18 protein-coding genes are annotated in these 17,546 nt (G+C 69.6%); 5 read left to right on the forward strand and 13 right to left on the reverse strand.

Annotation, left to right across the window (positions count from 1 at the left end; all coding sequences use genetic code 11):
• Positions 1 to 34: 34 nt before the first annotated feature.
• The 6 genes from M3B01_RS02290 to M3B01_RS02315 all read right to left on the reverse strand — a co-directional run bounded on the left by M3B01_RS02290 (position 35) and on the right by M3B01_RS02315 (position 4,389).
• A complete protein-coding gene (locus M3B01_RS02290; RefSeq protein ID WP_259789215.1) occupies positions 35 to 478 on the reverse strand; it encodes a hypothetical protein in 444 nt (147 codons plus the stop codon).
• A gap of 43 nt (positions 479 to 521) precedes the next feature.
• Positions 522 to 866, reverse strand: a complete 345-nt coding sequence (locus tag M3B01_RS02295) for a TadE family protein (RefSeq protein WP_259789216.1) — start codon at positions 864 to 866, stop codon at positions 522 to 524.
• Between the two features lie 98 nt (positions 867 to 964).
• Positions 965 to 1,246, reverse strand: a complete 282-nt coding sequence (locus M3B01_RS02300; RefSeq protein WP_259789217.1) for a hypothetical protein — start codon at positions 1,244 to 1,246, stop codon at positions 965 to 967.
• Between the two features lie 106 nt (positions 1,247 to 1,352).
• Positions 1,353 to 2,297, reverse strand: coding sequence for a type II secretion system F family protein (locus tag M3B01_RS02305; protein ID WP_259789218.1), 945 nt, complete (start codon positions 2,295 to 2,297; stop codon positions 1,353 to 1,355).
• On the reverse strand, positions 2,294 to 3,166 hold the full coding sequence (locus M3B01_RS02310; protein WP_259789219.1) for a type II secretion system F family protein: 873 nt from the start codon (positions 3,164 to 3,166) through the stop codon (positions 2,294 to 2,296). The genes M3B01_RS02305 and M3B01_RS02310 overlap by 4 nt, the downstream gene beginning before the upstream one ends.
• Entirely contained in the window at positions 3,163 to 4,389 is a 1,227-nt protein-coding gene (locus M3B01_RS02315) for a CpaF family protein (RefSeq protein ID WP_193864714.1), read from the reverse strand. Before M3B01_RS02315 ends, M3B01_RS02310 begins: the two co-directional genes overlap by 4 nt.
• A gap of 314 nt (positions 4,390 to 4,703) precedes the next feature.
• Here M3B01_RS02315 and M3B01_RS02320 point away from each other — a divergent pair, with 314 nt between their 5' ends.
• The 4 genes from M3B01_RS02320 (at position 4,704) to M3B01_RS02335 (ending at position 8,841) form a co-directional block, all read left to right on the forward strand.
• Positions 4,704 to 5,924, forward strand: coding sequence for a YihY/virulence factor BrkB family protein (locus M3B01_RS02320; RefSeq protein WP_259789220.1), 1,221 nt, complete (start codon positions 4,704 to 4,706; stop codon positions 5,922 to 5,924).
• 1 nt (position 5,925) lies between these two features.
• A complete protein-coding gene (locus M3B01_RS02325; protein ID WP_259789221.1) occupies positions 5,926 to 6,672 on the forward strand; it encodes an SOS response-associated peptidase in 747 nt (248 codons plus the stop codon).
• Between the two features lie 130 nt (positions 6,673 to 6,802).
• On the forward strand, positions 6,803 to 8,155 hold the full coding sequence (locus M3B01_RS02330; protein ID WP_259789222.1) for a sensor histidine kinase: 1,353 nt from the start codon (positions 6,803 to 6,805) through the stop codon (positions 8,153 to 8,155).
• Complete coding sequence (locus M3B01_RS02335) at positions 8,152 to 8,841, forward strand: response regulator transcription factor (protein ID WP_259789223.1); 690 nt, start codon at positions 8,152 to 8,154, stop codon at positions 8,839 to 8,841. The genes M3B01_RS02330 and M3B01_RS02335 overlap by 4 nt, the downstream gene beginning before the upstream one ends.
• Positions 8,842 to 9,153: 312 nt before the next feature.
• Here M3B01_RS02335 and grcA2 read toward each other — a convergent pair whose 3' ends face one another.
• The 5 genes from grcA2 to fdxA all read right to left on the reverse strand — a co-directional run bounded on the left by grcA2 (position 9,154) and on the right by fdxA (position 14,645).
• Positions 9,154 to 9,405, reverse strand: a complete 252-nt coding sequence (grcA2, locus tag M3B01_RS02340) for an autonomous glycyl radical cofactor GrcA2 (RefSeq protein ID WP_193866150.1) — start codon at positions 9,403 to 9,405, stop codon at positions 9,154 to 9,156.
• A gap of 47 nt (positions 9,406 to 9,452) precedes the next feature.
• A complete protein-coding gene (locus M3B01_RS02345; protein WP_259789224.1) occupies positions 9,453 to 11,582 on the reverse strand; it encodes a pyruvate formate lyase family protein in 2,130 nt (709 codons plus the stop codon).
• Positions 11,583 to 11,774: 192 nt separating this feature from the next.
• Complete coding sequence (locus M3B01_RS02350) at positions 11,775 to 13,127, reverse strand: citrate synthase (protein WP_193866146.1); 1,353 nt, start codon at positions 13,125 to 13,127, stop codon at positions 11,775 to 11,777.
• A gap of 29 nt (positions 13,128 to 13,156) precedes the next feature.
• On the reverse strand, positions 13,157 to 14,311 hold the full coding sequence (dapC, locus tag M3B01_RS02355; RefSeq protein ID WP_259789225.1) for a succinyldiaminopimelate transaminase: 1,155 nt from the start codon (positions 14,309 to 14,311) through the stop codon (positions 13,157 to 13,159).
• A 4-nt stretch (positions 14,312 to 14,315) separates the two neighbouring features.
• Complete coding sequence (fdxA, locus tag M3B01_RS02360; RefSeq protein ID WP_193866144.1) at positions 14,316 to 14,645, reverse strand: ferredoxin; 330 nt, start codon at positions 14,643 to 14,645, stop codon at positions 14,316 to 14,318.
• Positions 14,646 to 14,836: 191 nt separating this feature from the next.
• On the opposite strand from fdxA, the gene M3B01_RS02365 reads away from it, so the two are divergent.
• Positions 14,837 to 15,130: an acetyltransferase gene (locus M3B01_RS02365; protein WP_259789226.1), complete on the forward strand. Its 294-nt coding sequence runs from the start codon at positions 14,837 to 14,839 to the stop codon at positions 15,128 to 15,130.
• 4 nt (positions 15,131 to 15,134) lie between these two features.
• Here M3B01_RS02365 and M3B01_RS02370 read toward each other — a convergent pair whose 3' ends face one another.
• Positions 15,135 to 15,569 (reverse strand): hypothetical protein, encoded by a 435-nt coding sequence (locus tag M3B01_RS02370; protein WP_259789227.1) that lies wholly within the window; start codon positions 15,567 to 15,569, stop codon positions 15,135 to 15,137.
• 22 nt (positions 15,570 to 15,591) lie between these two features.
• Positions 15,592 to 17,514 carry a translational GTPase TypA gene (gene typA, locus M3B01_RS02375; RefSeq protein WP_259789228.1) on the reverse strand — a complete coding sequence of 641 codons (1,923 nt, stop codon included), beginning with the start codon at positions 17,512 to 17,514 and terminating at the stop codon, positions 15,592 to 15,594.
• Positions 17,515 to 17,546 lie beyond the last annotated feature (32 nt).

The raw sequence follows: 17,546 nt of genomic DNA on the forward strand, positions 1-17,546 counted from the left end.
GTCATCAGCGCGCCTGCTCCGTTCCCGCGCGGGATCATCCGTTGCCTGCCCGGTACTGGTCCACCTGCACCGCGTGTCCGGAGCTCACGGCCACCGGGCCCTTCTGGCCGAGGACCGGCCCGAGCCCGGGAATCGGCACCGGGATCCGGACGGTGGCAGTCACGGTGCCGCCGGCGGTGGCACAGGGATCGTGGGTGCAGGAGACCTCCACCGCATCGCGAGCGGACAGACCGAAGTCCTCCAGGACCATCTCGGCGTGATCGCTGCTGCGCTGCTGGGCACGCACGGGTTCCTGCTCGACGGCATGGATGCGGGCAGTGTCCCGGGCGATGATGTCGGCGGCGAAGACAGCGGACTGCACGGATCCCAGGGTCAGCACCAGGTACAGGGCAGGGAGCAGCAGTGCGACGGCCAGCACCACGAACTCCACCAGCGCATTGCCGTCCTCGGCCCGCCATCGGCGGTACAGAGTTCGCACGACATCCCTCCTTCCATCGTGACGAGCGCGCAGCGGTATCCGACTACCAGGTGCTCTCGTCGATCGCACGCCCTTCCACCTGCAGACCGGCCGAGGGCCCGATCATCCCCACCAGGGGCAAGGTGGCGCTCACCTGGACGCGAATGGTCCCGCTCCCGTCCGTGGTCGCTGTGGCCTCGGCATCGAGCGAGTCACCGAAGCGACCGCTGATGAGGGACTCGGCTCGGGCAGCACCGTCCTCGGGTGTCGAGCCGACCAGTGCCGCATGGTGCGCGCCCTGGACAGCCGCATCGATCAGGGTGTTGCGAGTGTGGAGTATCAGCGCCGCCTGGATCACCCCGAGCGCGATCATGATGATCAGCACGGACACCAGCGGGAACTCTGCCACGGCCGATCCGTCCTCACCGCGCAGCCGACGCGCCAGCCCCGCCAGAGGGCGCGGCCGGAGCGGGAGCGCCGGGGCCATCGCACCCACCATGGGCTGTCTCAGAGCTCCTCACCGAGGAACGGGCGCAGGGCGTTGTTGAAGATCGCCACGAACTGCTCGGATGCGATCGCCCACAGGGCGACCACGATCGCCGCGGTCATGAGCGTGATCATCACCCACCCCGGGACATCGCCCCTGTCAGCGGCGAGGCGAGCAAGAAGGCGCGCCCCCAGGGACGCACGTCGTCGGGCCTGGGACGGGATCGACGGGCTCTCCTGCCTGGATCGGACGGTGCGTGGGGCGACGGCGGATCGGGTGAGTCGGGTGCGGTGGATGGTCATCTCAGCCTCCTGGGGTGAGGCCCGGGAACCGTTCCCGGGCGAATGATGGGTTGTCAGGTCGATCGTTCACGGGGGGATCCTGGGCTTTCGGGGGTGATGGGCGCGTTCACAGGCTGATCTCCAGGACTGCGAGACCCGGGAAGATCGCGAACACGATCACCAGGGGAAGAACGAAGAAGACGACCGGGATCAGCATCAGCACCTCCCGCTGGCCGGCGGTCTCCATCAGCTGGCGCTTGGACGCCTCCCGTGCGTCCTGGGCCTGGGCCCGGAGCACCTCCGCCAGCGGGGTGCCGCGTTCGATGGCGATCGAGACCCCTTCGCCGAAGCGCGCCAGCGATTCGAGCGGGGTGCGGGAGCCCATTGCGGCCAGGGCCTGGGACACGCTCGACCCCGCGCGGATCTCCGCGACGGTGGCGGCGAACTCGTCCGGCAGCGCACCTGAGGATGATCGTGCCACCCGCTCCATGGCAGCGATCGGGCTCTCGCCGGCGGCCACCGCCAGGGCCAGCAGATCGGCCACCGTGGGGAACTCCCGGGCCATGCGCGCCGCTCGCCGCTTGATCTCGACGCCCAGGAGGTAGTCGCGCAGCAGGATGCCCGAGACCGTGCCGAGTACGACGATCACCAGACCCATCAGCGGGCTGGTACCGCGGATCCCGACCGCTGCCAGTCCCGCTGCCAGCCCGAGCACGAGCCCCGCTGCTCCGAACACGACCTGCTCGATCCGGAAGGAGTCCACGCTGCTGCGCCGGCCGGCCATTCGCAGGCGCCGCTCCAACTGATCCGCACCGCCGGTGAGGCGCTCCAGCACACCGATGGCACGCACCGCTACCGGGCCCAGGAGGGCCTCGAGGACCACCCTGGACCGTCCGCGCGGCCCCGCGGAGTCCAGCAGCGCACTCGCCGAGCTCCTGCGCAGGTAGGGATCGATGCGTGCCGCGAGATCCCGCTGTCGCAGCCACGGCAGGCGCCCGGCGATGAGGGCCAGGCCGGTCCCGAGCACCAGGCCCAGCAGAGCCCCGGCCGCCGCGGTTCCCGGGGCGCTCATCGCAGCACCCTCTCGTCCTGCGGGAGCCGCGCGATCATCAGCATCACCCGGTAGGCCACCAGCGACACGGCACCGCCGATCAGGATCATCACCAGTCCGGCCGTGGAGTCGTAGGCCTGGGCGGCCTGAGGACGGGTGGACATCAGTGCCAGGACGATCCACGGCGCGGCCAGGGCCAGACGGGCGGCGTTGATCGTCCACGACTGCCGGGCCTCGAGCTCGGACCGGGTCCGGGCGTCCTCCCGCAGGAAGGAGGAGAGGGTACGCAGCAGGACACCGAGATCGGTACCGCCGACATCGCGGGTGATCCGCAGGGCCTCGACGATTCGATCCCCGACGGGATCGGCCAGCCGGACCTTGAGCCGATCCAGGCTGTTGGAGAAGTCCCCACTGGCCTGGTAGTCACGGCTGAACTCGACGAAGGCGGGCTGCAGCTGCTCGGGCCCCGTCCTGCCGAGCTGCACCAGAGCCTCGGGAAGCGACATTCCCGCGCGGATCGCCGAGGCGATGTGATCGACTGCCTCGGGCCACACCTCTCGCAGGGCCGTGGTGCGGCGCCGGGCTGCGGCCCGCAGCACCAACGTGGGCAGGAGGCTCGCCACCAGCCCGAGCGCGAGGGCAGGGACCACAGCCCCGGATGGCGCCCATACAGCGGCTGCCACCACCAGGCCGAGCCCGGCACTCAGAGCGGGCACCGCTGCCGGGGGGACCGTTCCCAAGCCCACCCTCACCAGATCATCCCGCATCCGGTCGAGCAGACCGGCCACCGGCCCGGGACGGCTCTGGTTCTCCTCCTGCTCCCACATCGACCACCAGATCGCCAGCAGGCCCAGACCGGCCATGAGCCCCAGGAACGCGCCGTCTGTCATGCCGCCCTCCGCCCGCCCAGCAGGCGTGAGAGGTCGTGCCCGGCACGGGCGAAGCGCTCGGGGTGAGGCGGATGGCCGTCGCCCCGCACCAGCCTGTCATCACGCAGCGAGAAGATGTCGGAGACCTCGATGACATCGTTCTCGACGCGGCCGGTCAGCCCCGCGATCTCACGCACGCGCCGGCGGCCGTCCGCCAGCATGTCCAGGTGGACCACCAGATCGATCGACCCGGCGACCGTGGGCACGACGAACCTGCTGGACACGTTCTCACCAGCAAGAAGGGGAAGGGTGCACAGCTTCGTGACCGCATCGCGCGCCGAGTTGGCGTGGATCGAGGCCAGTCCCGGCAGTCCGCTGTTCAGCGCTATCAGCATGTCCAGCGCCTCGGCCTCACGCACCTCCCCGACGATGATCCGACTGGGCCGCATGCGCAGGGCCTCCTTGACCAAGCGGCGCATCGAGATCTCGCCGGTCCCCTCCAGATTGGCCTGCCGGGTCTGCATGGCAACCACATCGCGCAGTCCCAGGTCGAGCTCGAAGACCTCCTCGATGGTGACGACGCGTTCCCGGGCACCCACCGACTGGGCCAGGCACCGCAGAAAGGTCGTCTTGCCAGCGCCGGTTGCCCCGGACACGATCACGTTGAGCCCGGAGGCCACCGCAGCATCGAGGAACCCTGCGGCCTGGGGTGTGAGCGAGCCCAGCCCCACCATGCCCTCCAGGTCGTGCGCTCGAGCCACGAACTTCCGGATGTTGACGGCGAAGTGGGTGCGGGTGACCGCAGGGATGACACAGTGCAACCGGGAGCCGTCGGGCAGGAGCGCGTCCACGAACGGGGTGGAAAGATCCAGGCGCCGGCCGGAGCTGACCAGCATCCGCTCGACGATCCCGCGCACCTCGGCGTCGGTGAGCACGAGCGGTGTCAGCTCGCTGCGCCCGTTGCGGGCGACGAAGACCTCGCTGGGTGAGTTCAGCCAGATCTCCTCGACGGACGGATCATCCAGCATCTCCTGCAGGGGACCGAAGCCGCCGATCCGGGCAGCCACCTCCGCGATCAGCGGATCCATGTCGTGAACCAAGGGCACCGTGCCGGTGGAGGCCCGCCGGTCGTAGTCAGCGGCGACCTCCCGGATCAGCGGCTCCAACTGGTCCCCGCGCACGTCCAGACCTCGGCGGCGGATCAGTTCGCGCGATTCGCTCTCGAGGATCGTGACGGCATCCACCACGTCTTCTCCCCCTTGTGCTCCGAGCTCGGCGACTCCGATGTGATGTGGTCATCACGCTGGCCACGGTAGGCAGTTGTGCTCCCCGGCGCACTGCCCGGCCTCGGATTGTGGATAACCGCGAGCGCGCGCCCGATCCGTGTGGACAACCCCGGCCCGGACGACCCGCCCCTCGCGCGGCCACGGACCACCCGGTCCTTCCCACCCGCAGTCGGACCAGCCGCCCCTGATCGTGGCAGGATGAGGGCGCACCAGGTGCAGCACCCCGTGCCGCACGGTCCCCGAGTGCACCCCGATCCCCCAGGAGAGCGTTCATGGCCGCCTCGACCGATAAGTCGACCGAGAAGAAGGGCACCCGCCTGAGCGGGCAGTCCATCAAGTACATGGCCAAGCGGGTGCTCACCGAGTTTTCGCGCGACGGCGGGACGGACCAGGCCGCGAAGCTCACCTACTTCATGGTGCTGTCGATCGCGCCCACCCTGCTGGCACTGTTCTCGCTGGCCACCCTGCTGCTGTCGGACCTCAAAGATGAGATCGCGGAGCTGATCAAGCAGGCCGCCGCGTCCTCCTCGGGGGCCTCCGAGCAGGGCCTGGGCAGCCTGGTCGACTCCACCGTCGAGTCCCTGATGGGATCGGCGACCGGCGGCACCATCGCCCTGATCATCGGTATCGCCACCGCGCTGTGGTCCGCCTCCGCGTACGTCAAGGCGTACTCGCGAACCTCCAACCAGATCTACGACATCCCCGAGGGCCGCGGCTTCGTGAGGCAGACCGGCACCATGCTCGCGATCACCCTGGGGCTGATCCTGAGCCTGCTGATCATCGCGATCTCGATCCTGCTGAACCAGACCCTGGTGGACGCCCTGCTGGGGCCGATCGCCAGCACCATCGGCGCCGGTGGACTGCTCACCTTCCTCACCGAGTCGTTCCTGCCGATCTGGGCCTGGGTGAAGTGGCCCGTGATCCTGCTGTTCCTGTTCGTGATCCTCTCGCTGCTGTACTGGGCCGCCCCGAACATCAAGAAGCCGTTCCGCCTGGTCTCCCCCGGCGGTGTGTTCGCGGTGCTGGGCATCATCATCGCGGCGGTGGCGGTGTCGATCTACATGGCCACCCTGGCCAGCTACTCCAGCTACGGTGCGATCGGCAGCATCATGGCGGTGCTGTTCGCTCTGTGGGTGATCAACATCGTGATCATCATGGGTGCCGAGGTGGATGCCGAGTACGAGCGTGCGATGGAGCTCGAGTCCGGCAAGCCCGCCGAGGACTCCCTCACCCTCCCGCTGCGCGACGACGAGGGCGCCAAGAAGCAGGAGGAGAAGTACCAGGGAATCGTGGACGACGGCCGCGACATCCGCCTGCAGAACCTGCACCGCGACTCTGACTCCTACGTCTCCGAGGATGCCCGCCTCACCCCCCGCGCGGGCACCGAGGGCGGCTCCTCCGTTCCCTCAGAGGGCGAGATCGACCCCGAGACCGGGTCCCTCGGCACCAAGAGAGACGGCACGAGCGACCCGAACGGCCCCAAGGGCGCCTGAGATGTGCGGCCGCTTCGCCTTCTACCAGGAGATCGAGCCGCTGCTGGATGACCTGGGCGCGGTGGACCTCACCGATCCGGGCCTGCGCAAGCGCTGGAACATCCCTCCCACCGCCCCCATCCACGTGGTCACCGAGTCGATCGACAAGGAGACCGGTGAGGTGCTGCGGGCCCTGCGGGTGGCCCGCTGGGGGCTGTTGCCCCCGTTCGCGAAGGACGAATCGTTCTCCTCGCGCACCTTCAACGCGAGACGGGAGACCATCCTCGAGAAGCCCAGCTTCCGCGGCAGCCTGGCGCGGCACCGGGCGATCGTCCCCATGGACGGGTACTACGAGTGGGTGCGGGGCGAGGACGGCAAGCGCAAGCAGCCGTTCTTCATCGCCCCGGCCGACGGCTCCCGCCTGTACATGGCCGCGCTGGTCTCCTGGTGGAAGGGTCCCGGCGGTCACCAGGGCCCTGCGGCCAGCGAGGACGGCGCCTTCCTGCTGAGCGCCACCATCATCACGCGCGAGGCCACCGGTGACCTCGCCCAGATCCACGACCGCACCCCGGTGATGCTCCCGCGCCACCAGGTCGACGCTTGGCTGGACACCTCGATGGATCACAAGGAAGCCGCCGCGGCCTGGATCAACGACGACTCCCATCTGCTGGAGGACTCGCTGCTGGCCGTGCGCGAGGTCGACCCAGCCGTGGGCAAGGTGGGAAACGAAGGGCCCGAGCTGCTCGAGCCGCCCCAGCGTCTGCTATGACCGCAGCGTCACGCGGTCCGGGCCGTCCGGAGGCGAGAGTCACACGCGTGACGGGCCCCGCAGGCACACGGCCCTTCCGTCCGACTGCGGTCTGACGCCGCGGCGCCGCCGCGCCCGTACTCTCGTGGACATGACCACCGGCCGCTCCCCCGACGCTCCCGCGGGGCCGCACAGCGCCGGTTCGGCCCCGCAGCCCGGCCGGACCGGTCGCGGATTCCGCGACCCGTTCCGCTGGATCATCGAGAACCCCGGCACCGTCGACCTCATCGGCTTCGGCACGGCCGCCGCCCTCATGCTGCTGTTCGGCGCCGGGGGTGCCGGCTGGTGGGTGCTGTTCTCGGTCCCGATGGTGCTCGCGGCGGCGGTCTGCCGCACCCGCCCCCTGCTGGGCGTGATCGTGATCGGCGTGCTCGCCGTCTCCCACGTGCTGGTCGGCATACCCGTCGTCGCGGGCGACGCGATGACCTTCTACGCGATGTTCTGCGCCGTCGCCTACGGCACCACCGCCGTGCACCTCATCGGCGTGGCCGCGGGGATGCTCGGTGTGCTCGTCCAGGCGACCTGGTTCGGGATCGCCACGGCGTTCGGCGAGTACGGCAGCCTCGGGCAGGGGGCGATCACCTTCGTCGGCCTGGGGATCATCGGGACCATCACGATCGTCGCGATCTGGGCGCTCGCCAACCTGCAGCGGGCCCGGGTGCGCCAGCTCGCCCTGACCCGCGACCGAGCCGAGCAGGCGGTGCGCGAGCGGGAGCAGCGCACCGCGCTCGCCGTCGCCGACGAGCGCGCCCGCATCGCCCGCGAGATGCACGACGTCGTGGCCCACTCCCTCTCCGTGATCATCGCGCAGGCCGACGGCGGGCGCTTCGTCGCCTCCCAGAAGCCGGAGAAGGCCGTGGAGGTGCTCGGCACGATCGGAGAGACCGGCCGCGCCGCGCTCGCGGACATGCGCTCCCTGCTGGGCGTGCTGCGTCAGGAGGACGAGACCAGCTTCGGTCCGCAGCCGGGCCCCGAGCAGCTGCCCGAGCTGCTCGAGCGCGTCCGCGCCGCGGGCCTCGAGGTCGACCTCGAGGTCGAGGGCTCCCTCGGCCAGCTCCCCTCGTCGGTCGGCATGTCCGTGTTCCGCCTGGTGCAGGAGGCGCTGACCAACGTGCTCAAGCACGCCGGGCCCGGCGCGAGCGCCTCCGTACGCCTGGTCCGAGGCGCCGAGGGCCTCGTGATCGAGGTCGTCGACGACGGCCAGGGCACCGACCCGACCTCCGACGGACTCGGCCACGGCCTGACCGGGATGCGGGAGCGGATGAGCGTGCTCGGCGGGGCGCTGCAGGCCGGGCCGCTCCCCTCCCGCGGCTACCGTGTGCGGGCGACCGTGCCGCTGCCCGCCGACCACGGCACCCCCGCCGAGGCCGACGGCCCCGCCTCCCCCTACACCACCACCGACCCCGGCCCCGCGGCCGACGACCCTCGAGGAGAGACCCCATGACCGAGATCGCCGACCATCCCCTGCGCGTCGCGCTGGTGGACGACCAGCCGCTGGTGCGCACCGGCTTCGCCATGGTGATCGACTCCCAGGACGACATGGAGGTCGTGCTGCAGGCCACCGACGGCGCCGAGGCCGTGCGCGAGCTGTCCGCCCGCAGCGTCGACGTGGTGCTGATGGACGTGCGGATGCCGCGGATGGACGGGATCGAGGCGACCTCGACGCTCCTGGAGCGGCTGCCCGTCGAGCGGGCCCCGAAGATCATCGTGCTGACCACCTTCGATCTCGACGAGTACGTGGTCGCCGCGATCCGCGCCGGGGCCAGCGGCTTCCTGCTCAAGGACGCCCAGCCCGAGGACCTCCTCGGCGCGATCCGCACGGTCCACCGCGGCGACGCGGTGATCGCCCCGTCGGCGACCCGCCGGCTCCTCGAACGGGTGGTCGCCACCCCCGAGCCCGCCGAGCAGGACAGCTCCGTCCTCGCGGAGCTCACCGAGCGCGAGCGCGAGGTGCTGACCCTGATGGGTCGGGGCCGCTCGAACCGCGAGATCGGCGCGCAGCTGTTCGTCGCCGAGGCGACGGTGAAGACCCATGTGGGGCGGGTCCTCGCCAAGCTCGGCGCCCGCGACCGGGTCCAGGCCGTGATCATCGCCTTCGAGACCGGGCTGGTCACCCCCGGCGAGCAATGACCCGCAGGCGGCGCCGGACTCCGGCCCGCGCTGCCGCCCTCACGCGCCGCACGGCCGGCGGTCGCGGCCGCGTCATCCCTGGGTATGACGGCCTCCCCTCCCTCGGTCTCCCCCGGTCCGCGAGGCCGCGACCGGGGGCTGACGACCGCGGGGCCCGCGCTCGGGAAGCATCGGGATCGACATCATGACCCCGTCGCGAAGGACTCCCGATGACCACCGCCGCCCAGGCCGCTCCCCCGCCCTCCCCCCCCCCCCCCCCCCCCCCCCCCGGTGGTCATGGCGCCGTGATGGCGCTCCGATGCAGGGCGTCGCTCAGGCGCTCTGATGGAAGGTGCGATCCAGCACGTCCAGCTGCTGCTCGCGGGTGAGCTTCACGAAGTTCACGGCGTAGCCGGAGACACGGACCGTGAGGTTCGGGTAGTTCTCCGGGTGCTCCATCGCGTCCACCAGGGTGTCCTTGTTCAGGACGTTGATGTTGGCGTGGAACAAGCCGGACTCCATGTTGTTGGCGGCCCGGTTGGCCTTCATGGACTCCAGGCGCTCGGCGTAGGTCTTGGCAGACATCGGTTTCTCCTCGAGTGGTTGAGTTCGACGGTTGATGATCGGGGTGATCAATTGGTCAGGGAGCAGTCGTCGTCCATCACGAAGCCGGCGTCCAGGATCCCGACCAGGTTCTTGACCTGCTCTTCCTTGTCGCGACCCAGACCCTGCGGGGTGATGGTGTTGGTGAGCGAGATGCCGTCGAGCGCGTCGTTGTAGTCGAGCTTGCCGACCGACAGCATCGAGGCGACCATCCCGTGGGAGTCCGCTCCGTTCTCCGGGTTCGCACCCGGGGAGAAGGGGGTGCCCTTCTGGTGACCGGAGGGGAAGGAGCCGGTGGCCTTGCCGTACACCACGTTCGAGGTGATGGTCAGGACCGACTGGGTGGGGATGGCATCCCGGTACATCGGGATCTCCTTGATCTTGCTCATCACCGTGTGCACGATCGTCGCGGCGATGTCGTCGGCGCGATCATCGTCGTTGCCGTAGCGGGGGAACTCGCCCTCGGTGATGTAGTCCACGATCAGGCCGGTCTCATCACGCACCGGGGTGACCGTGGCGTGCTTAATGGCCGACAGGGAGTCCGCCACGATCGACAGGCCTGCGATGCCGCAGCCCATGGTGCGCACGATCTCGCTGTCGTGCAGCGCCATCTCGATCGACTCGTAGGCGTACTTGTCGTGGCTGTAGTGGATGATGTTGAGCGCCTCGACGTAGGTGCCGACCACCCAGTCGAGCATGAGCTCGTACTTCTCCCACACGTCGTCGAAGTCCAGCGGGCCGTCGCCCTGGACGGGCGTGAACTCGCCCTCCTTCGTGACCTGCTTGCCGCTGACCTCGTCGCGGCCGCCGTTGATGGCGTACAGCAGGGCCTTCGCGGCGTTGACGCGAGCGCCGAAGAACTGCATCTGCTTGCCGACCCTCATCGGGGAGACGCAGCAGGCGATCGCTGCGTCGTCGCCCCAGCGGCCGCGGATCTGCTCATCGGACTCGTACTGGATCGAGGAGGTCTCGATCGAGATGGCCGAGCAGAACTCCTTGTAGCCCTCGGGCAGCTTCGGATCCCAGAACACGGTGATGTTCGGCTCCGGGGCCGGCCCCAGGTTGCGCAGGGTCTGCAGCAGGCGGAACGAGGTCTTGGTGACCTGCGAGCGGCCGTCCTCGGTCATGCCGCCGTCCGACCAGGTGGCCCAGTACGGGTCACCGGAGAAGATCTGGTCGTAGTCGATGGTGCGCAGGAACCGCACGATGCGCAGCTTGATCACCAGCGCATCGATGATCTCCTGGGCGTCGGACTCGGTGATCTTGCCGGCCTTGAGGTCGCGCTCGAAGTAGACGTCCAGGAACGCGGAGAGGCGGCCGAGGGACATCGCGGCGCCGTCCTGGCTCTTCACGGAGGCGAGGTAGGCCATGTAGGTCCACTGCACCGCTTCCTGCGCGTTGGCGGCGGGACGCTTGAGGTCCAGGCCGTAGATCTCACCCAGGGTGACGAGCTTCTTGAGAGCCTTGATCTGCTCGGAATGCTCCTCGCGGTAGCGGGCCCAGTGCTCGCTGAAGGGCTGGTCCGCCACGGCGTCCTTGGCGGCCATCTTCTCGGCGATCAGGAAGTCCGCCCCGTACAGGGCGAGACGACGGTAGTCCCCGATGATGCGGCCACGGCCGTAGGCGTCCGGCAGGCCGGTGATGATGTGGCTGGAGCGGGCAGCGCGGATGCGCGGGGTGTAGATGTCGAAGACACCGTCGTTGTGCGTCTTGCGGTACCTCGTGAAGACCTTCTTGATCTCGGGGTCCGGCTCCTTGCCGGCCTCCTTGATCGCGGTCTCCACCATGCGCCAGCCGCCGTTGGGCATCATGGCGCGCTTGAGCGGGACGTCGGTCTGCAGGCCGACGATGACGTCGTCCTCGGGGCAGATGTATCCGGCTGGGAACGCATCGATGTCGGCGGGGGTCTTGGTGTCGACGTCGTAGACGCGGCGGCGACGCTCCTCGGAGAGGTAGTTCTTCTCCAGGTGATCCCAGACCTTCAGGGTCTTCTCGGTGGGGCCGGCGAGGAACGAGGCATCACCTTCGTACGGGGTGTAGTTGCGCAGGATGAAGTCGCGCAGATCGATGGACTCCTGCCAGGGACCCGGCTCGAAGCCCTCCCACGCGTCACCTCCTGCAACCGCATCGGTGGGGCGCTCGGTGGTGGCGGACGTCATCTGATCCTCCTCGTGGTGCCGGAGGGCCGGTCGGCGCACGGCCCTCCTGGGTTGACACCACCATAAGGCCAGGTCCTGACACCTCCCAGGCAGAAGGTCCCGGAAAATGGCCCCTGACCTGCGGCGTGGCTCACATGAGACGCCTCACATCCCAGGGTCTGCGAGGGGTCTCAGGTGGGCCCTGCGGGCGCGTCAGCCCCGCTTGTCGATCTCCGCCTTGAGCTCCGCCAGGCGCAGCTCGCTGGTGCCGGTACGCTCCTCCATCGCCTGGTACGGGCGCTCGGGGTGGCCGGTGTAGATCTGGCGCGGGCGGCCGATCTTGGTGTCCGGGTCGTGGATCATCTCCTGCCACTGCGCGATCCAGCCGGGCAGGCGACCGATCGCGAACAGCACCGTGAACATCTGGGTGGGGAAGCCCATCGCCTTGTAGATGATGCCGGTGTAGAAGTCCACGTTCGGGTACAGCTTGCGCTCGACGAAGTAGTCGTCGTTCAGCGCGATCTCCTCGAGCTTCATCGCCAGCTCCAGGCGCTCGTCGTTGACGCCCAGGCGCTCCAGCACGGTGTCGGCGATGCTCTTGACGATGCGGGCGCGGGGGTCGTAGTTCTTGTACACCCGGTGGCCGAAGCCCATCAGCCGGATGCCGTCCTCCTTGTTCTTCACCTTCTCCATGTAGTCGCGGGGGTCGATGCCCTCGTCGCGGATCAGGTTGAGCATCTCCATCACCGCGGCATTGGCGCCACCGTGCGCAGGGCCGGACAGCGCGCCGATGCCGGCCGAGATCGAGGTGAACAGGTTGGCCTGGGCCGAGCCCACCAGGCGCACCGCGGAGGTGGAGCAGTTCTGCTCGTGGTCCGCATGCAGGATCAGCAGCTGCTCCATGGCCCGCACCACGGCCGGGTCGGCGATGTACTCCTCGACCGGGAAGCCGAAGGTCAGGCGCAGGAAGTTCTCGATCAGGGAGAGGCGGTTGTCCGGGTACAGCAGCGCGTGGCCCTGCGCGATGCGATGGGCGTAGGCCGCCATCGTGGGCATCTTGGCCAGCAGCCGCACCGAGGACAGCCGCACCTGCTCCTCGTCGAAGGGATCCAGGGAGTCCTGGTAGAAGGTGGACAGCGCGGAGACGCCGGCCTGCAGCACCGCCATCGGGTGGGCATCGCGCGGGTAGTCGTCGAACAGCCGACGGAAGCGCTCGTCCAGCAGGGTGCGGCGCTCCACCTGGGCGGAGAAGTTGTCGAGCTGGCCGCGGGTGGGCAGCTCGCCGTGGATCAGCAGGTAGGCCACCTCGAGGTAGGTGGAGTGCTCGGCGAGCTGCTCGATGGGGTAGCCGCGGTAGCGCAGGATCCCCTCGTCACCGTCGATGTAGGTGATCTCCGAGGTGGTGTTGGCGGTGTTCATGAAACCGGGGTCGTAGGTGACCGCGCCGGTCTCCTTGCGCAGCGGCCCGATCCCGATGCCCGGATTGCCCTCCACGGCGTCGATGCGCGGCAGATCGAGGGTCTTCTCGTCGTAGCTGAGGCGGGCGGGCGTCGTCGCGTGATCCATGGGCTCTCCGTTGTGCGTGGTCGGATCGTTCAGTGGCGCTGCAGGCGCCGGGCGGCGGCGGCGATCCGCTCGTCGGTGGCCGTCAGTGCCACGCGGACGAAGGTCCCGCCTGCTTCACCATAGAACATCCCCGGGGCCACCAGGATCCCCAGACCGGCCAGTGCGCGCACGGACGTGGCGCAGTCCTCGCGGAAGGTGGTCCACAGGTACAGGCCTGCGTCCGATCCGTGGATCTCGCCACCGGCGTCGCGCAGTGCGCCGGCGAGCAGTGCGCGACGCGCCCGGTAGGTCTCGCGCTGAGCCGCCACCGCGTCGTCATCGTCCAGGGCTGCGGCCATGGCGGTCTGGATGGGGCCGGGGATCATCATTCCGGCTTGCTTGCGCACCGCCAGCAGCTCCCCCACCAGGGCCGGGTCACCGGCCACGAAGGCAGCGCGGTAGCCGGCCAGGTTGGACTGCTTGGACAGCGAGTACACGCACAGCAGGCCGCTGAGGCTCCCCTCGTTCACGCGGGGGTCCAGCACCGAGGGCACCTCGTCGACGGTCCACGGCAGCAGGGCGTAGCACTCGTCGGAGGCCACCACGATGCCGCGCTCGCGGGCCCAGCGCACGATCGCGGCGATCTGGTCCGCCTCCAGCACCGCGCCGGTGGGGTTCGAGGGCGAGTTCAGCCACAGCAGGCGGATCCGGGAGGCCAGCGAGGGATCGGGTAGGGCAGCCTCCCCCTCGGCGGCCAGGCGCACCATGTCCACCGGCAGGGGCTGGGCGCCCACCAGGCGGGCTCCGATGTCGTAGGTGGGATAGGCCACGTGCGGGAACGCGACGGCATCCCCGGGGCCGAGGCCGAGCTGGAAGGGCAGGTGCGCCACCAGCTCCTTGGAGCCGATGGTGGGAAGCACGTTCTCCACTCCCAGGGAGGGCGGGGCACCCCGGTGCCGGTGCAGGAAGGAGACGATGCCCTCGCGCAGGGCGGGGGTGCCGATGGTGGTGGGGTAGCCGTGGGAGTCGGCCGCATCGGCGAGCGCCTGCTGCACCGAGGCGGGTGTGGGATCCACGGGCGTGCCGACGGAGAGGTCGACCATGCCGTCCGCGTGCGAGGCGGCCAGGTCGCGGGCCTCGGCCAGGGTGTCCCACGGGAAGACCGGCAGGCGGGAGGCGAGCGAGGTGCGCGGTGCTGCTCCCACGGGCTCAGGCCAGCGGGTTGGGCTGGGGCGGGAGCGCCTCGATCAGCGGGTGGTCCTTGTCGATCACACCCATCTTCGCCGCGCCGCCGGGCGCGCCGAGCTCGTCGAAGAAGTCGACGTTGGCGTCGTAGTACTCGGCCCACTGGTCCGGGACGTCGTCCTCGTAGAAGATCGCCTCGACCGGGCACACCGGCTCGCAGGCACCGCAGTCCACGCACTCATCGGGCTGGATGTAGAGCATCCGATTGCCCTCGTAGATGCAGTCCACCGGACACTCGTCCACGCACGCCCGATCCTTCACATCGACACAGGGCAGGGCGATGACGTACGTCATGGTGCAGTTCCTTCCGACGGGGACCGTCCCATCATCGCACTGTGCGGCGCGGTACGGGGAACCGGCGCCCGGCGCGGCGGCTGCGGCGTGACGGGCCGAACATCCCCAGACCCTCGCGCGCGGTGGTCACCGCACCCTTCCCGGCAGTAACCTGCCAGCCTGGAAACGGACGGATCGATCGAGTCGAGAGGATGTCGGAGGCATACGTGATGATGAACGACGGCCACCGCCGCCGCCCGGGATGGGCCCCGTTCCTGGAGCCCGGACGCCGAGTGGTGCTGCGCTACGCGATCGACCGCACCTCCTCGCCGCACGGCGAATCGATGACCGACGCCCTGGGCACGATCCTGGAGGTCGATCAGAAGGCGGTCGACGTGATGACCAGGCGTGGCCGCGTCACGGTGCCCCGCACCCTGGTGGTCGCCTCCAAGGAGGTGCCCCCTCCCCCGCCGCGCCGACAGCCCGTCGTCCAGCCGGAGGGCTGAGGGGTCAGGCCCGCGGCGCTCGCCCTCGACGACGCACCAGGGTGATGACGCCGATCATCACGAACGGCAGCAGTACGCCGATCCCCTGCACGATCCAGCCGGAGTACTGGATCTGGTCGCCGATCGCGGCGGGGAACAGCACGCCGCCGCCCACGCCACGGCCCAGGAAGGGCATCGCCAGCAGTCCCCACAGCGAGCCCACCACCGCCAGCGGCAGTCGCGAGCCGGTGGCCGCGTAGAGGAACACGCAGGTCGTCGCCTGGAACACCGTGCCGAACAGCAGTCCGGCGGGCAGCTCGAGGCCACCGATGTCCAGCCGCAGCCGGTGCGTGGTCACCAGCAGCACCACCGACAGGATCGTGAGAACGATCGCCAGTGCCACCTGGGAGAAGCGGGCGGCCAGGGACTGGGTGTCGATCGGCGGGGGCTGCTGCGTCACGGGGCGCTCTCGGTCCGGTCCCTCAGGCGCCGGCCTTGGCACGGGAGCGGGCCCGGGCGCGCTCACCCGCATCCAGGATCACCTTGCGGATGCGCACGATCTGCGGCGTGACCTCGACGCACTCGTCCTCGGCGGCGAACTCGAGGGACTCCTCCAGGGTGAGCCTGCGCGGCGGCACCAGGTTCTCGAAGGAGTCCGCCGAGGCGGCGCGCATGTTCGTCAGCTTCTTCTCCTTGGTGATGTTGACGTCCATGTCCTCGCTGCGGGAGTTCTCCCCCACCACCTGGCCCTCGTAGACCTCGCTGGTGGGCTCCACGAAGAAGGAGCCGCGCTCCTGCAGGTTGATCATCGCGTACGGGGTGACGGCACCGGCGCGGTCGGCCACCAGGGAGCCGGTGCTGCGGAACTCGATGGTGCCCATCCACGGGGCGAAGCCGTCCGCGTAGGAGGAGGCGATGCCGTTGCCGCGGGTCTCGGTGAGGAAGCGGGTGCGGAAGCCGATCAGGCCGCGGGAGGGGACGGTGAACTCCATGCGCACCCAGCCGGAGCCGTGGTTGCTCATGGTCTCCATGCGGCCCTTGCGGGCGGCCATCAGCTGGGTGACGGTGCCCAGGTACTCCTCGGGCACGTCGATGGTCATCCGCTCCACGGGCTCCTGGACCACACCGTCGATCTGGCGGGTCAGCACGGTGGGCTTGCCCACGGTGAGCTCGAAGCCCTCGCGCCGCATCTGCTCCACCAGGATCGCCAGGGCCAGCTCGCCGCGGCCCTGCACCTCCCAGGCGTCCGGTCGCTCGGTGGGCAGCACCCGCAGGGACACGTTGCCCACCAGCTCGGAGGCCAGGCGGTCCTTCACCTGACGGGCGGTGAGCTTGTGGCCCTTGGCGTTCTTGCCGGCGAGCGGGGAGGTGTTGATGCCGATCGTCATGGAGATCGCCGGCTCGTCGATCTCGATCAGCGGCAGGGGGCGGGGATCGTTCGGATCGGCGAGGGTCTCGCCGATCATGATCTGCGGGATGCCTGCCACGGCCACGATGTCGCCGGGGCGGGCAGTGCGGGTCATCGGCTCGCGGGTGAGTCCCTTGGTCTCCAGCAGCTCGGTGACCTTGACGGTGCGGATCTCACCATCGGACTGGCACCACGCCACCTGCTGGCCCTTGGCCAGCTCACCGCTCTTGATGCGCAGCAGGGCCAGGCGGCCCAGGAACGGGGAGGCGTCGAGGTTGGTGACGTGGGCCTGCAGCGGCACCTCGTCGTCATAGGTGGGAGCGGGGATCGACTCCAGGATGGTGGCGAACAGCGCCTCCACCGTGGTCTCCTCCGGGAGGGTCCCGTCGACCGGCTTGGTCAGCGAGGCCCGGCCGGCCTTGCCGGAGGCGTACACCACCGGCATGTCCAGCACCGAGTCGAGGTCGAGGTCCTCGACCTCCTCGGCGACATCGGAGGCCAGACCCAGCAGCAGGTCGGTGGTCTCGCCCACGACCTCGTCGATGCGGGCGTCGGGCCGGTCGACCTTGTTGACCACCAGGATCACGGGAAGCTTGGCGGCCAGGGCCTTGCGCAGCACGAAGCGGGTCTGCGGCAGGGGGCCCTCGGAGGCGTCCACCAGCAGCACCACGCCGTCCACCATGGACAGGCCGCGCTCCACCTCGCCGCCGAAGTCGGCGTGGCCGGGGGTGTCGATCACGTTGATGGTGATGCCGCCGGGCTCGCCGGCCTCCGCGGCCGAGGGGCCGGTGTAGCGGATCGCCGTGTTCTTGGCGAGGATCGTGATGCCCTTCTCGCGCTCCAGCTCACCGGAGTCCATCGCCCGCTCGTCGTGCTTGTCGTGGTCGCTGAAGGCGCCGCCCTGGGTGAGCATGGCGTCGACCAGGGTCGTCTTGCCGTGGTCGACGTGGGCGACGATCGCGACGTTGCGCAGGTCGGTGCGGTGGCGAAGTGTCATACGGGTGAGTGCTCGTTTCGAGTCGCAAGGTG

The sequence above is a fragment of the Brachybacterium sp. p3-SID957 genome (assembly GCF_025144775.1).
Lineage (GTDB): Bacteria > Actinomycetota > Actinomycetes > Actinomycetales > Dermabacteraceae > Brachybacterium > Brachybacterium epidermidis.